Source organism: Halomarina rubra (assembly GCF_023699475.1).
GTDB classification, from domain to species: Archaea; Halobacteriota; Halobacteria; order Halobacteriales; family Haloarculaceae; genus Halomarina; species Halomarina rubra.
Map to the genome: position 1 here is coordinate 91,971 of NZ_JALXFV010000007.1, position 14,871 is coordinate 106,841.

The window sequence follows — 14,871 nt, forward strand, 5'->3', positions numbered from 1 at the left end:
GGGGCGCCCGCCGGCGTCCCCGCCGCCGAGGCGTTCTGTCTCGTCAAGGAGGTTCGGAGCGCGCCGTGACCGACCCCAGACACGTCGTCGTGGTGACGGGGACGCGCGCTGAGTACGGCCTGCTCTCCTCGTCGATGCGTGCCATCGAGGCCCGCGACGACCTGCGACTCTCCATCGTGGCGACGGGAATGCACCTCTCGCCGCAGTACGGCCACACCGTCGACGACGTTCGGGCCGACGGGTTCGAGGTGGCGCGAGAGGTGCCGACGCTCGTCGACGGCGACTCCGGAGCGGCGATGGCGAAGTCACTCGGCCTCGGCGTCTCGGGGATGGCCGACGCGCTGGCGAGCCTCGACCCGGACGTGGTCCTCCTCCTCGGTGACCGCGGCGAGGCGTTTGCCGCGGGCGTCGCCGCCGCCCACATGAACGTCCCGCTCGCGCACGTCCACGGTGGGGACTCGATGGACGGGGCCATCATCGACGACAGCATCCGCCACGCGCTGACCAAGTTCGCCCACCTCCACTTTCCGGTGACCGACCGGTCGGCCGACCGCATCCGAAAGCTGGGCGAGGAGCCGTGGCGCATCGAGACTGTCGGTGCGCCGGGCCTCGACGCCGTGCTCGCCGGGGAGTACGACACCCCCGCGGCCGTCCGCGAGCGTCTCGACCTACCCGACGACGGCCCGATCGCGCTCGTCGTCCAGCACCCGCTCACGTCTGCGCCGGACCTCGCGGGTGAGCAGATGGCCGCGACACTCGACGCCGTCGCGGCGCTCGACGTCCACCCGCTCGTCGTCTACCCGAACTCGGACGCCGGCGGTCGTCGCGCCATCGCCGAGATAGAGCGCCGCGCCGACCTCACGACGGTCCGCAGTCTCCCCCGCGAGACGTACCTCGGGGTGATGGCTGCCGCGGACGTGATGGTCGGCAACTCCTCCAGCGGGGTCATCGAAGCGCCGTCGTTCGACCTCCCGGTCGTCGACGTCGGTCCGCGCCAGGAGGGTCGCGAGCGCGCCGACCACACGCTCCAGGTGCCCCACGACCGCGACGCCATCCGCGAGGCCGTCGAACGGTGCCTCACGGACGAGGCCTTCCGCCAGCGAGTGGCGTCCTGCGAGAACCCCTACGACCGCGGTGGCGCGGGCGAGCGCGTCGCCGCCCGACTGGCGACGGTCGATTTGGGCGAGGGCCTCCTGCGCAAACGCCTGACGTACTGAACGGGACGTTCGTCAGCGGTAGCCCAGGTGACGCAGGCGGGTCTCCGTCTCTTGGGTGGGCTGGACGCCTGCGCTCGTCTCGGTCCGTTCGACGACCGGTGTTCTCCGGGCGAACGCACGTGCGGTCTCCAGCAGCGTCGCACGGAGTTCGGACGACGGGTCTGCATCCGGGTCGCCGTCTCCTCGGACCGCTGAGAGCCGGTAGAACTCCTCGGCGAGCGGCCCATCGGCCAGTTGGTCGAGGCTCGGCCGCTTCGGAAACCGACCCTCGAACGTGAAGATCGCCTTGATACCGTCGTCCTCGACCGCGACGTTGTAACAGTCCGGAAAGATACGTTCGACGATTCGCGGGCCGGTCGGCGGGTCGTCGTGCCAGGGCCGTCCCTGACACTGTTCGGGCGGTTCGACACCGAGTTCGCGTGCGACGGTCGGGAGGAGGTCGACGAGGTCGACCCGGTCGCGTGGTTCGAGCGACGAGTCGGCCGGCGGCTTGACGGCGACGAACGGACGGACGTTCGCGTCGTTGAGGCTCGTGTGGAGGTAGAATCCGCGCTCGCCGAACTCCTCCCCGTGGTCGCCGGCGACGACGACGAACGCGTCATCGAACAGGTCGACGCGTTTCAGGTGGTCGACGAGGCGTGCCACCTGCCGCGCCACGTAGTCGACCGATGCGGCGTAGTACTCGCGGAGCGTCGAGACGGTCGCCTCGTCTATCGGGAGGTCAGAGCGGAGCTGTGTGCGATAGCCTCGCTCGGGATCGTCGGCGACGTCCGAGACGGTCTGCTGGTACTCACGGATGGCGCCCATGTCGACGTCGCTGACGTCGTAGCGGTCGAGTGGTGGCACGTACGGGAAGTGGGCGTCGAACAAGTGGGCGAAATAGAACACCCGGTCGGCTCCTGCCTGGCGGTCGGCGTCAATCCAGTCGACGATGCGGTCGACGTTCGTCCCGGCGTCGACGGGTCGTCCCACCCAGTCGGTCATGTCCTCGAATCGGAACCGGTGACAGCCGCGGCCGAATCCCGACTCGGGGAGGACCCGAGTGTGACTGACTAATGCCGAACACCGGTAGTAGTGTTCGCTCAGAAACTCCGGCAGCGTGATCAAGTCGGGGTGAATCACGGAGTCCCGGTGACCGTCGAGCCAGCCGACGTATCCGTGGTCGCCGGGATGGACGCCCGTGAACAGCGACCCGTGTGCCGGGGCCGTCCAGAACCCTTGGGTGCGTGGTTCGGACGGGACGAACGCGTCGTCACCGAGCGCGTCGAGTAGCGGGTCGATGGCTCCCTCGACGTCGTACCGGAGTGTGTCGACCGAGACGACCACGATGGGCGGCGCGTCGCCGGTACCACCCAGCGACGGCGTCGTCATCGAGACGGCTCGTCGTGGCTCGTACCGGCGGTCCGACAGGCGGTCGAACGCCCGAACGCCGTACTCCTGCAGTCGGTCTCGGCCGGCCGTCGCCTCGACACGGACCTCGCCGGCGGTCGCGGGCGCATCGAGAGCGAACGACACCGGAATGGTCGCCGCGTCGTCGAGGCGTGCCTCGTCGAGACCGGTGAACGACCGCCGCTGGGTGACGGTACCCTCAGTTGTGTCGAACCGGCCGACGACGGTCAGGTTCCGTGTCAGCTTCACGTCCGTCAGCGAACAGGCGACGTGGGTGAACGGCTCCGTCGACTCGAAGACGACTCGGGGCGTCTCCTCACAGTCGAGCGTCGCGTGATAGCGTGTCGCGTCCCGGACGAACCTGACGGTCTTCACCTCGGCGGGCGATGCCACCCACGACGGTGTCTCGTGACCGGAGACGACGAGTCGCCCGTCGATAGCGGACCGCCAAAGGGGCGCTGCGTAGGGGGCGACGCGGTCGAACAGCGTCCCGGCGTACCGTTCGAGCTGCTCGGAAACGTCGACTCTCACCGGGACTCTATCCATGACGACCTATCGTTGAGTGAATGTGTCGATATAAATACCGGTCGCTGAACACTCCAAAGGTCGGCAGGTCGGTGAGTCGGTCGCGCGGATTGCCGGAACACATACGTTAGTCATTTGAACGACAATTTCGGAGTGTATGCGCGTCGTCTTCGTCACGCACAACGACCTCGGGCTCGCGTGCCTGGAGGAACTCGTCGACCTCGGGGCAGATGTACGGGCGGTGTTCACCCGGCCGAGACGCGAGGCAATCAGCGACCAGACGGACCTCTCGCGGTTCGCGGCGGTCCACGACCTCCCGCTCCACGAGACCGACGACGTCAACGACGAGGCGGTCCGCGAGCGTATCGCCGAGTACGACCCAGAACTGTTGTTCGTCGTCGGCTGGTCGCGACTCGTCGACCCCGCCGTCTTCGACCTCGCGAGCGTCGCGGCACTCGGCATGCACCCCGCGCCGCTCCCGCGTGGCCGGGGCCGTGCCCCTATCGCGTGGAGTCTCATCAAGGGTCTCGACGAGACGGCGCTGTCGTTCTTCCACCTCGTCGCCGAGGCCGACGCCGGTGACCTCGTAGGGCAGGAACCCATCCCCATCGCCGAGACGGACGACGCGGGGTCGCTGTACGCGAAGGTCGTCGAGGCAGGGCGCACGTTGATCCGCGAGTCCTACCCCCGATTCGAGGCGGGGGAGGTCCCCCGCGAGCCACAGGACGACACCGAGGCGACGTGGTGGCCCAAACGCGTCCCCCGTCACGGTCTCGTCGACTGGACGCGCCCCGCCCACGAACTGTACGACTGGATTCGCGGGCAGACCCATCCGTACCCCGGCGCGTTCTCGACGCTGCACGGCCACGAGGTGCGGTTCTGGGCCGCCCACCCACCGACCGGCGAGCGGGTGTTCTGCGAACCGGGCGAACTGCTGGCGGCCGACGGTGAGACGCTCAGAGTCGGCACCTGGGAAGGGGCCATCGACCTGACACGGGTCGGGGTCGACGGCGTGGAGATACCAGCGAGCGACCTCCTCGACGAGGAGTGGGCGAGTCTCGGCGACTGCTTCGCGAACGCTCGGGACCTGCTCGGTGACGGCTCCTGAGCAGGCGGTCGGGACGATGGCGCTGGCCGACAGTAGCCCCGTGGTAGCCCGACGGGAGACGAGTCGACGGCCGACTCAGTACGAGGAGAGTCGCCCGTAGTCGTCGCCGTCGGCGTCGTCCTCGTGGGTGATGGTCACCTCGACGTAGTACGTCTCGCCGTCGACGTCGATGCGGGCGTTGTCGAACGGCGGGAAGGTGAGCGCACGGAGTCGGTCGAGCAGGTCGCGGACGGTCGTCTCCTCGTCGGGGTCCAGTTCACAGAGGTCGAGGAACTCGCGTTTGTAGTGGGTCGTGGCGCGCGTCTCGTCCTGTGCGGTCGCCCGAGCGGTGCCAGTCTCGACGGCGGGCCACGTCTCGACAAACAGGTCGTAGGCGGCCCGTTCGAGGCGGTCGTACAGTGATCTCCCGGTGTCGTCGAACCGCACGTCGACCTCTCGGGTCGCGACGACGGGGCCGGTGTCCACGCCGTCGTCCATGTAGTGGAGGGTCACGCCCGCCGGGAGGCCCTCGACGATGCTCCAAACGTTGGGGTTGTAGCCACGAGCGTATGGGAGCAAGCCGGGGTGGAGGTTGAGACAGCCCCGCTCGGGTACCGTCAGCACCTCGGGGGGGACGATGTGGGTGAACCCGCAGGCGACGACGAACTCGGGTGCCAACCGCTCGACGAGCGAGAGTTGCCCGGCTTCGGTCAGCATCGCCAGCACGTCGACGGAGTCGCGCGCACAGAGCCAGTCGTACACCTCCAGTCCGACGTTGTTCGCACCGAGGAAGACGACCGTCGTCCGGTCGTCGTCTGCACTCTCCGCCGACGAATCGGTCTCGCCGGCCCCGCTCATATCCCGAGGTCCGCGACGACGACGGTCTTGCCCGACGTGCGGGCCTGTCGTCCCGCGACGAGCGTCCGCATCACGTCAAGCGTTGCCTCTGGGTCGAGCACCGGTTCGCCGCGGTCGACGGTGTCGAGGAACGTCCACAGCGTCCGCCGGAACGCGGTGAAGTTGTCACGGAGTTCGTGGGCGGACTGTCGCTCGGAGCCGTAGAAGGCGACGTCGAACGTGAACGGGGCGTCCCCGAGGGCGTCTATCTCGACGAGCGTCCCGCCGTCCAGTTCGACGGCGAACGCGTCATGCGGGACGTCGAACGCCGAGACGCTCACCGGCCGCTGGTCGAGGACGCCGTAGATGGCGTCGAGCATGTGGACGCCGTAGTGTTCCCAGTCGTTGATCACCGCGCCGCGTGCAAGGCTCACGTCGCCGTAGTCGTCGACGGTCGCTCGCGGGTCGTCGAGTTCGCGCGCGAAGCGCATCCCCGAGGTCGACACCAGCCGTCCCGATTCGAGGTGCGGGCGGAACTGCGCGAGGTCGTCGACGTCGAGCGCGAGCGGTTTGTCGACGAAAACGGGCGTACCGTCCTCCAGAAACGGCAGCGCCATCTCGGCGTGACGTGCGAAGTCGTCGCGCAGGAGCAACACTGCGTCGACCTCGCCGTGGAGTTCCTCCAGGGAGTCGACGGTGTGGGGGATTCGTGCGGCGGCCGCGAGTCGGTCGGTCTCGGCTGGCTCTTGCGTCCAGGCGTGAGTGACGCGAACGCCGTCGAACCCGTACTCGGCGGGCGACTTCTGTCGCAGGTAGTCGTGGATGACGCCCCACTCCGAGTCGGCGAAACCCGCGTCGGAGTAGCCGTTGACGATGGACGCGAACGAGTAGGGGTGGCCGTTGCCGGCGGTGAGGCCGACGACGCCGAGTCGAAGGTCGGTCGGCTCCGCGTCGTGGTCGACGCGCAGGCCGTCGTCGCGGACGACGCTCACCACGCGGTCCACCCCCCGTCGAGCACCACGTTCTGACCGGTCATCCACTTGCTCGCGTCGCTCGCGAGGTAGACGACGAGCCCCTTCATGTCGGTGTCGTCGCCCATCCGCCCGAGCATCGTCCGGTACTCGTAGTTCGGGACGAACGTCTCGGTGTACCCCTCCACCTCCTCCATCGCCTCGCTGTAGAACCCGCCGGGGCTGATGGAGTTGACCCGGATGCGCTCCTCGTGGAGGTACGACGCTAGCCACTTCGTGAAGTGGATGACGCCCGCCTTCGCCGACCCGTACGTCGGCGGGTTGTTGATGCCCGTGTCGCCGTAGACACGCTGGTCGGGCGGCACGACACCGTAGTGGCTCCCGATGTTGACGATACTCGGCGCGTCGCTCTCGCGGATTGCGGGCAACGCGGCTTGTGTCGTGACGAACGTCTGGGTGAGGACGCCTTCGAGCGTCTCGGCCCACTCCTCGACCGTCAGCTCCTCGAACGGTTTGCCGTACCCGGTCGCCTGATATGCGTTGTTAACGAGCACGTCGATGCCGCCGAACACGTCCGTTGTCGTCTCGACGAGTTCCGTGACGGACTCCTCGTCGGTGACGTCCGCGGCCACCGGCAGCGCCTCGTTGTACGCCGAGGAGAGTTCGCGGGCTTTCGCCTCGCAGTCCTCGTAGGTCCGGGAGGTGACGACGACGTTCGCGCCCGCTTCGGCGAGGGCGTCGCACATCTGGGAGCCGAGTTTCCCGGGACCACCGGTGACGACGGCGGTCCGGCCGGTCAGGTCGAACAGGTCCCAGACGGTCGGCGTCTCACTCATGGACACCCTCCACGAGCAGGCGCTCGGCGACGGTGAAGTCCAGTTCCGTGTCGATGTCGACGCTCCGCTCGCGGGGCATCGCGACCGCCGCCGGCCGCTCGAACAGCAGTGAACTCCCCGCCTCTGGCAGCGCGTCGATGGCGAAGGCGTAGACGCCCCCCGTCAGTTCGTACGCTTCGGGGAGCGACTGACGAGGTTGCCACGGGTCTGCCTCGGGGAGGAACGGTTCGGGTTCGCCGTCCTCGATGCGCCAGATGCGGTGTGGGTTGAGACTGGCGTCGGTGAACGTCGCCACCGAGTCGCGGTCGCCGCTCGCGAGACGGTCGAGACAGCGACTCACGTCGCCGGAGGTCCGCAGCGGACACGTCGGTTCGAGCACGACGAGGTAGCGGGCGGTCTCGCCCTCCTCGTGGAAGACGCCGACGAGGTGCCGGAGCGCGTCGACGACGAGCGCGTCGTCGGACGCCAGTTCCGCGGGCCGCTCGACGACGTCGGCGTCGTACTCGCGTGCGACCGCGGCGATGCTCGGGTCGTCCGTCGAGACGACGACCCGGTCGACCTCGGGGGTCGCGTGGGCGACGTCGATAGGCCACGCCACGAGGGGCTTGTCACCCAGACGGCGGAGATTCTTGTCCGGTATCGTCACGCTCCCGCCCCGCGCTGGGACGACGGCGACGACACGGTGGTCGTTGAGCATGGAATCGGAGGAAATTGGCACGCCAGCGGGGATAACTAACGACAGCGAAAAACGTGTAATCGAGTCTTAACTTCTGTCGGTCGCCCTCAACAGATGGTCCAGCCACCGTCGACGCGGAGGTTGTGGCCCGTCACGTACCCCGCCCCATCGGAGAGCAGGAAGGCGACCGGACCGACGAAGTCCTCCGGGTCGGCCATCCGGTCGAGCGGGGTCCGGCGTTCGTACTCCGCGACGAACGTCGGGTGTTGCTCGTCGAACACCCCGCCGGGGCTGATGGCGTTGACGCGCACGCCGTCCCGTCCGAGGTACGACGCCATGTACCGCGTCAGGTTGAGGACGCCGCCCTTGATGGCGGCGTACTCGACGGGGCTGGTCATCTCGGTGCCCTCGTACACCGAGAAGTCCGGAGCCTGGACGCCGTAGGTCGACCCGAAGCTGACGATGCTGCCGTGACCCTGCTCGCGCATCAGGAGCGACGCGCGGTGAGCGAGCAGGAAGTAGCTGTTGAGGTGGAGGTCGACGTTCTCCCGCCAGTCGGCGTAGGTGACGTCCTCGTAGCGTGCCCCGTAGCTCTCGTTGCGCGGGTACGAGCAGTTGACGACGCCGTCGAGGCTCCCGAACTCCTCGACCACTGTCGCGAGGAGTGCCTCGACGGACGACTCGTCGGTGACGTCCGTCTCCACGAATCGTCCGTCCACGTCGGCGGCGACGGCCTCACCACGGTCGGGCGCGGCGTCGGCGACGACGACGGTCGCGCCCTGGTCCGCGAGGCCACGCGACAGCGCCGTTCCGATGAGTCCCGCGCCACCGGCGACGACGACGGTGTGTCCGTGCAGGTCGAAGGGGTCGGTCATGACTGTCGCTCGTCGTGTCGACACAAGAACATTCTGGCGGGTGGCGACTCAGGTACACCGGGCGACGACGACGACGTAGTCGCTGCGTTCGTCCTCGTCGACGACTCGCTGGAAGGCATCGAGGTTGTCCATGAAGTAGTCGTAGAGGTCGGTGTCGGCGAACCCGTCGAGTTCGAGGCTGAGGTGGTTGAGGAACTCGTAGACGTCCAGCCCGAAGTACCAGACTGCGACGCTCTCGAACCCGGCCGCTTCGAACAGTCGCTCGATGGACGCCTCGGTGAACTGGTGGACGCCGATTGGGGGAATCGAGTGTCTGAGCGCCCGGTCGGGGAACGCGCGGTGGACCCGCGAGGAGAGCGAGTCGTAGTGGCCGTCGCCGAACACGAGGTAGCCGTCGTCACCGAGCAGTCGCCGGACCTGTCGGAGTTCCGCGAGCGGGTCGGCGTTCATGATGAGGATGCCGAACAGCGAGACGACGTCGAACGACCCCGGCGTGGCGTCCTCGGCGTACTCCCCGAGCGACTGCTGGACGAGGTCGAGGTCGAACGCCTCGCGCGCGACGCGCACGCAGTCCTCACTCGGCTCCAGGCCGACGGCGTCCCAGCCACGTTCACGGAGGTAGTCGACGGACTCGCCCATGCCACAGCCGACGTCGAGCCATCGGCCGTCGGTCCGGTCGAGATGTTCGAACGCGAAGTCGAACTTCGGTTCGGTGACGTGCTCGCGGCGATACCGCCGCTGACGGTCGTCGGTGTAGATGCCCGAGAGCTCCTCGCTGGACTCGTAGTACTCCAGCAACGCGGCCTGCGTCGGCCGCTCGGTCAGGTAGACGTGCGTACACACCGCACACTGTGCGTACTCGTAGCCGAACATCTCTCGGACGACGGTCCGGTCGGCCTCCTCACAGACGGGACACGTCTCGACGGCCACGCTGTCTTTCTGTCGGAACGTCTCGGCGCGGCGTCGGTTGGCGTCGACGCCGCCCGCGAGATCGGCGAGGTCACGCTGTTTGAACTGGGTGGGGTCGACGGGCTTGCCGTGTCGACGATGCATGAGGCTGGCCAACGCCGCGGCGATATAATGTTAGCGACCCGATTGGTCGACGGCGTGCCCACACCCGCAGCGGCCCTCGCACGTTCGGCGGGGGTTAAACGGTTTCTCCCCTGTGAGTGTATCGTTCAATTGAAACTTACTTTGGTGTTCTCTCGGTCGCCCTCACATCCGGAACGACGCGCTGCCGTGTGGGAACTCGTTGCAGTCCATCCGTGGGAGTTCGAGCGGCCGCGTGACGACGTCGTGGACGTCGATCTCTCCAGAGACCGTCGTGAACGCGGCCGTGCAGTCGGCCTCCTCGAGTATCGAGCGCGTGGTCGCCGTGTACGTCTCCGGACCACCGTACGGGTAGGCGAACAGTCGCTCCTCGAGCGGCCCGACGACGCGTTCCAGACGGTCGAACGACTCCCGAACCTCCGTCCGTTGGGTCTGGGGTGAGAGCCGTGACAACACCCGGTGGGTGACGGTGTGAGCGCCGAGCACCATCCCCGCGTCTCGGAGGTCCCCAAGGTCGTCGTCCGTGAGGTAGAACGCCTCGGGGTCGAGCGGACCGACGGAGAGGCGTCGCTCGACCGCGTCGAGCACCGACGGCACGCTGTCGACGGGGAGTTCGAAGTTGACGAGTCGCTTGACGACGGCGGCGTGGTCGGTCGCCCCCGTCTCGGTGTCGCCGTAGGTGTCGGCACTCTCGCCGGTCTCCGGCGAGAGTCCGCGTTCGACCAGCGTCTCGAGGAGTGCGTCGTGGACCTCGTCGGCCGGGACAGCGCCGAGCAGTGCGTGGGCGCGGTGGACGGCGAGGACGTCGCCGTCGAGCGGTCCCGTCGAGACGAAGAACACGCCACTCAGGCCGCGCTCGCGGAGTTCGGGCAACACCCACTCGTGGTGGTCGACGAGGCCGTCGTCGAAGGTGAGGACGACCCCGTCGTCGGGTGGTCGGCGCTCGCCGCGGACGACCGCGAGCAGTCGGTCGCGGCCGAGGAGGTCGTACTCGCTCTCCAGGTGGTCGAGTTGGGCCCGGAAGTCCTCGCGGTCCATTCGATAGTACCCGCCCGGTGGTCGGTCGAGGTCGGGGCGGACGTAGTGGTACATGACGGCTCGCATCGGTCTCGTCCGGAGATACTCCGCGGCCACTGCATAAATATCAACCATTTAACCGCTCTGCAACCGACGGGAAGGTTCGAAACTGAAGGTATATTCGTTCCTTTCAACGTCACTGAAATATTACGAATAAATGTCATACGCCCATAACTAAGCCGCCGATAGCCAACTACCTGGTTACGTGATATCGGATGGACGAGAAAATACCACTGTTCAGGATTGACGCCGACGACCGTGACGTCGAGTACGCGACGGAGTCGATTCGACGGGGCAGTCACTGGGCGAACGGTCCGTTCGTCGAGGAGTTCGAGAAACGAATCGCCGACTATCTCGGTGTCGAGCACGCCGTCGTGGTGAACTCGGGAACGAGCGCGCTCGTCACGGCGTTGACCGCACACGACGTCGGGCCGGGCGACGAGGTGATCGTCCCGTCGTTCACGTTCATCGCGACGGCGAACGCGGTCCGCCTCGTCGGCGCTGAACCCGTGTTCGCCGACATCGAACCCGAGACGTTCGGCTTGGACCCCGATTCGGTCCGTGACTCCATCTCACCGGACACCGCCGCCATCCTTCCCGTCCACCCGTACGGTGGGGCGTGTCGAATCGAGGAACTCGTCGCCGTCGCCGCCGAACACGACCTCCTGCTCGTGGAAGACGCGGCGGAGGTGCTCGGTGCGGACTCCAACGGGAAACCACTGGGGACGTTCGGTCACTCGGGGGTCCTCAGCTTCTGCCAGAACAAGATCGCCACCACGGGCGAGGGTGGAGCGGTCGTGACGAACGACGACGAGGTCGCCGACCGGGCGCGACTGTACCGCTCGCACGGGCGAGCCTCGAAACGGTACTTCGACTCCGCACGGACGGGTCGGTACGTCCAGTTGGGCCACAACCTACGAATGGCCGACGTCGTCGCGGCCATCGGCTGTGCCCAGATGGAGCGCGTCGAGGACCTCGTCGAACGCCGGCGGGCGGCGGCCGCCCGTCTGAACGCGGGGTTCGCCGACGTCGAAGGTGTCCGTCCCCACGAGTCGCCGACGGGGCGACACGTCTATCAGCTGTACACTGTGGAACTGGAACGCGGGGTCGACCGCGAAGCCGTCATCTCCAGGCTGGCCGACCACGGAATCGCCTCGAAGGTGTACTGGGACCCCGCGGTCCACCGGACGGAGTTCTACCTGCGGGACCACGACGACCTGCGGACCCCGCTGCCCATGACGGAGGACGTCGCGGGGCGGGTGCTCACACTGCCGATGTTCCCGGGGTTGAGCGAGACCGAGACCGACCGCATCGTCACGACCGTCGCCGATGCCGTCTCGGAACACCTGAGGGTGGCCTAAGATGGGTGAGACATCACAGACCGACGCACTCGTCGACCGCTCGACGACGCTCGAAGAGGCGATGCTCGCCATCGACCAGTCCGGCCTCGGCCTCGTCGTGGTCGTCGACGACGACCGCCGACTCGTCGGGACGGCCACCGATGGCGACATCCGACGTGGTATCCTCGACGGAGTGAGTCTCGATGCACCCATTGAGGACGTGATGAACGAGGACCCGGTCGTCGTCCGCGAGTCGTGGGGACACAGCGACGTCACCGACGAGTATTCCCCTGCACGACTCCAGCGAGCGAGTCCAGAACACGGTAATCTCGTTGTTCCCATCGTCGACGAAGACTCCGCGGTCACTGGTGTCCGATTCCTCACTCGGAACGGTGACATCATCGGGGCGAACTCTCGCTTGAACGGGGCCGTCAAAACGGTCCTCGTCGTTGGCGGCGCGGGGTACATTGGGTCGGTACTCTGTGGGCAACTCCTCGACAGAGACTACACTGTCCGTGTCCTCGACCCGCTGTTGTTCGGCGACCACGGTATATCACAGTATTACGAGAACGACCGTTTCACGCTCATCGAGGGCGATATGCGTTCAATCGAAACTGTGATGGAGGCTATCGAAGGTGTCGACGCTGTCGTCCACCTCGGTGGGCTGGTCGGTGACCCTGCGTCGAGTCTCGACCCGTCGCGGACGCTCGCGCTCAACCTCCATTCGGTGAAGCTCGTCGCTAACATCTGTAAGTACCACCAGATCAACCGCTTCCTGTTCGCTTCGACGTGTAGCGTCTACGGGAAGGGCGAGATCGGTGACCTCCTTACCGAGGAAGACGACCTCAACCCCGTCAGTCTCTACGCGCGTACGAAGATCGAGTCAGAACGGGAGCTCCTCGCAATGAACGGTAACTTCGCGCCGACCATCCTCCGGATGGCGACGGTGTACGGTCTCTCACCACGGATGCGCTTTGACCTCGTCGTCAATGTCCTGAACGCGAAAGCCCACACCGAAGGTGTCGTTCCCATTTTCGGTGGCGACCAGTTCCGGCCGAACGTTCACGTCGCCGACGCCGCGCGTGCGTACGTTCACTGTCTTGAAGCACCCATCGAAGACGTGGACCACGAGGTGTTTAACGTCGGGTCAAACGCCCAGAACTATCGTATTGAGGAGATTGGTCGTATCGTCGCCGACCACGTACCGGGTGCAACGCTTGATCTCCAAGCCGACAAAGAAGACGACCGGAGCTATCGCGTTGACTTCTCGAAAATAGAGCGAACACTGGGCTACCAGACGACCCACTCCATCGAAAGCGCCTGTGACGAGCTCGGCGAAGCGTTCGACCGTGGGGAGTTCCACGACTACACCGATAAGGTCTACAGCAACTACAAGACCGCTATCGAGGACTCGGACATCGAAGCATACGCCGACTGAATTCCCCGGCTCCGAGGAGTGTTCGAGGTACTGAAGCTCGAATTGTCCATATAGCTGTCGTGTGGCCGACCACGTCTCCTCAAGCGGGCATCGTTCTGCGTCACCACTTGAAGTACGACCAATAATCCCGACTTCGTCGGACTGTGACGCTATTTTCTGCGGAGTATCGTATCACCCCAACTGGTTCGTTTCCTCGACCCTATCCCACATTCAATGGCGTGGACATCCGCGTTCCCTGATGACTCGTGCGCTGTGTCGTCACTGTCCACGGATCATGCACTGTAGAAACGGGCCCACAGGGGACCGTCGCCTCCTCGTCTAGAGGTTCCTATTTTGTGGGGAAATCAAACCGATGGTCGTGGGCGTGAACATTTCCTGAAACCTACCTGAGCAACGGATATCTGCATGGACTGACACGGAACTGCAGCTACCGTGAAAAGTAGTCCTACCGCGCTGATTACACCTCCGACGAGTTGTTCAATCCGAATCTATCGCTTGTCTAAAATCGTTGCATCAGTTTTCGTCGACTGATAAATTTGGGGACAGATTCTCGAAGAAACTGTACAGGCCACAGCGAGCGAACCGATAGTATTTCCTATATGACAATAGTTCGGCATCGAACGAACCTCAACAATTGAATGTTTCCTGCCAATTCGAAAACGTGACTCTCAGTACACTGAGGGCTTCGTTACCCGTAAGTAGTCGATACTTATGTCACTTGGAGCTCAGGATTGGGACGCACATGAGTGGAGGACTATTCGGTAGTTTGATGGGGGATGTAGTGTATAATAAACGAAAATTATCTTGTGCCTGTATCGAACACGGTGGTACTAGCTCTTGTGGTGGTCTGTGATGAGTCATGAGTCTGACCTTTCGGGGGGCTCTGAACCGGGTACCGAGTCCTCCGTTCTCAAGCGAGTAGGGGGCACACTCTCGATAAGCTCACGGAACACGTATCCGAAGCGAGAGACGGAGCGAGAGGCACCCTCCGGCTCGGAACTATTCTCGGTCATCAAAAACAGTCGCCGTCGATACGTCCTCACGTTCTTACTCACGGAGAACCGGCGAGTCTCACTCGCCGAACTCGCCGTCCACATCGCAGCAAAAGAAAACGAAATCTCCATCGGAGCCGTCACGTCGACGCAGCGAAAGCGGGTCTACGTCTCACTCTACCAATCACACCTTCCGATGCTCCACGAAGCAGGGGCCGTCGAGTACAACGACGCTCGGAAGTATGCCCACCCTGTCGAGAACATCGAGGTGTTCCGACCATACCTGCTGCCCGAGTCGACCGGTTACCGATGGAGTCTGTGGTACTTCACGACCGGGCTGATCGGAGTGACTATTGGGTTGACATCGATTCTCGGTGGCGGTCAGTTCCCATTGATCGAGAACGCACTGCTGATCGCGCTGTCGCTCCTCTTCGTCGCTATCGCGTCGTTACACACGTACTCAACGCTCAGCGGTGGTCAGGCGGGCGATTCGACTCGACGAAACTACAATACCGTTCGATTGCACGAACACCTAGAGTGAGCAGTCAGTGTCTCATACGG

14 protein-coding genes (1 of these 14 cut by a window edge) are annotated in these 14,871 nt (G+C 65.3%); 6 read left to right on the top strand and 8 right to left on the bottom strand.

Annotated features, from left to right (window positions below):
* Positions 1 to 69, top strand: the 3' portion of a protein-coding gene (locus tag M1L36_RS13265) for a PIG-L deacetylase family protein (RefSeq protein ID WP_439954817.1). It extends 612 nt beyond the left edge of the window; only the last 69 of its 681 coding nucleotides appear in the window; its start codon lies off the left edge, out of view; it ends in the stop codon at positions 67 to 69.
* Positions 66 to 1,217 (top strand): UDP-N-acetylglucosamine 2-epimerase, encoded by a 1,152-nt coding sequence (gene neuC, locus M1L36_RS13270; RefSeq protein ID WP_250874236.1) that lies wholly within the window; start codon positions 66 to 68, stop codon positions 1,215 to 1,217. The genes M1L36_RS13265 and neuC overlap by 4 nt, the downstream gene beginning before the upstream one ends.
* A gap of 12 nt (positions 1,218 to 1,229) precedes the next feature.
* On the opposite strand, the gene M1L36_RS13275 is transcribed toward neuC, so the two are convergent.
* Positions 1,230 to 3,152 (bottom strand): sulfatase-like hydrolase/transferase, encoded by a 1,923-nt coding sequence (locus M1L36_RS13275; RefSeq protein WP_250874237.1) that lies wholly within the window; start codon positions 3,150 to 3,152, stop codon positions 1,230 to 1,232.
* A 136-nt stretch (positions 3,153 to 3,288) separates the two neighbouring features.
* Here M1L36_RS13275 and M1L36_RS13280 point away from each other — a divergent pair, with 136 nt between their 5' ends.
* The gene (locus M1L36_RS13280; RefSeq protein ID WP_250874238.1) at positions 3,289 to 4,239 is read left to right on the top strand and encodes a methionyl-tRNA formyltransferase; all 951 of its coding nucleotides are present in this window, start codon (positions 3,289 to 3,291) and stop codon (positions 4,237 to 4,239) included.
* Positions 4,240 to 4,314: 75 nt separating this feature from the next.
* Here M1L36_RS13280 and M1L36_RS13285 read toward each other — a convergent pair whose 3' ends face one another.
* The 7 genes from M1L36_RS13285 to M1L36_RS13315 all read right to left on the bottom strand — a co-directional run bounded on the left by M1L36_RS13285 (position 4,315) and on the right by M1L36_RS13315 (position 10,567).
* A complete protein-coding gene (locus tag M1L36_RS13285; protein ID WP_250874239.1) occupies positions 4,315 to 5,076 on the bottom strand; it encodes a methionyl-tRNA formyltransferase in 762 nt (253 codons plus the stop codon).
* Positions 5,073 to 6,047: a Gfo/Idh/MocA family protein gene (locus M1L36_RS13290; protein ID WP_250874240.1), complete on the bottom strand. Its 975-nt coding sequence runs from the start codon at positions 6,045 to 6,047 to the stop codon at positions 5,073 to 5,075. The genes M1L36_RS13285 and M1L36_RS13290 overlap by 4 nt, the downstream gene beginning before the upstream one ends.
* Entirely contained in the window at positions 6,044 to 6,862 is an 819-nt protein-coding gene (locus tag M1L36_RS13295) for an SDR family oxidoreductase (RefSeq protein ID WP_250874241.1), read from the bottom strand. Before M1L36_RS13295 ends, M1L36_RS13290 begins: the two co-directional genes overlap by 4 nt.
* Positions 6,855 to 7,580, bottom strand: coding sequence for an acylneuraminate cytidylyltransferase family protein (locus M1L36_RS13300; protein WP_250874242.1), 726 nt, complete (start codon positions 7,578 to 7,580; stop codon positions 6,855 to 6,857). The genes M1L36_RS13295 and M1L36_RS13300 overlap by 8 nt, the downstream gene beginning before the upstream one ends.
* 65 nt (positions 7,581 to 7,645) lie before the next feature.
* Positions 7,646 to 8,413, bottom strand: a complete 768-nt coding sequence (locus M1L36_RS13305; protein ID WP_250874243.1) for an oxidoreductase — start codon at positions 8,411 to 8,413, stop codon at positions 7,646 to 7,648.
* A 48-nt stretch (positions 8,414 to 8,461) separates the two neighbouring features.
* Positions 8,462 to 9,466: a class I SAM-dependent methyltransferase gene (locus M1L36_RS13310; protein ID WP_250874244.1), complete on the bottom strand. Its 1,005-nt coding sequence runs from the start codon at positions 9,464 to 9,466 to the stop codon at positions 8,462 to 8,464.
* Between the two features lie 162 nt (positions 9,467 to 9,628).
* Positions 9,629 to 10,567, bottom strand: a complete 939-nt coding sequence (locus M1L36_RS13315) for a polysaccharide deacetylase family protein (RefSeq protein ID WP_250874245.1) — start codon at positions 10,565 to 10,567, stop codon at positions 9,629 to 9,631.
* A gap of 188 nt (positions 10,568 to 10,755) precedes the next feature.
* On the opposite strand from M1L36_RS13315, the gene M1L36_RS13320 reads away from it, so the two are divergent.
* From M1L36_RS13320 to M1L36_RS13330, 3 genes are all read left to right on the top strand, one after another.
* Complete coding sequence (locus M1L36_RS13320; protein ID WP_250874246.1) at positions 10,756 to 11,901, top strand: DegT/DnrJ/EryC1/StrS family aminotransferase; 1,146 nt, start codon at positions 10,756 to 10,758, stop codon at positions 11,899 to 11,901.
* 1 nt (position 11,902) lies between these two features.
* Positions 11,903 to 13,318 (top strand): NAD-dependent epimerase/dehydratase family protein, encoded by a 1,416-nt coding sequence (locus M1L36_RS13325; RefSeq protein WP_250874247.1) that lies wholly within the window; start codon positions 11,903 to 11,905, stop codon positions 13,316 to 13,318.
* An 852-nt stretch (positions 13,319 to 14,170) separates the two neighbouring features.
* Entirely contained in the window at positions 14,171 to 14,851 is a 681-nt protein-coding gene (locus M1L36_RS13330) for a DUF7344 domain-containing protein (protein ID WP_250874248.1), read from the top strand.
* Positions 14,852 to 14,871: the final 20 nt, after the last annotated feature.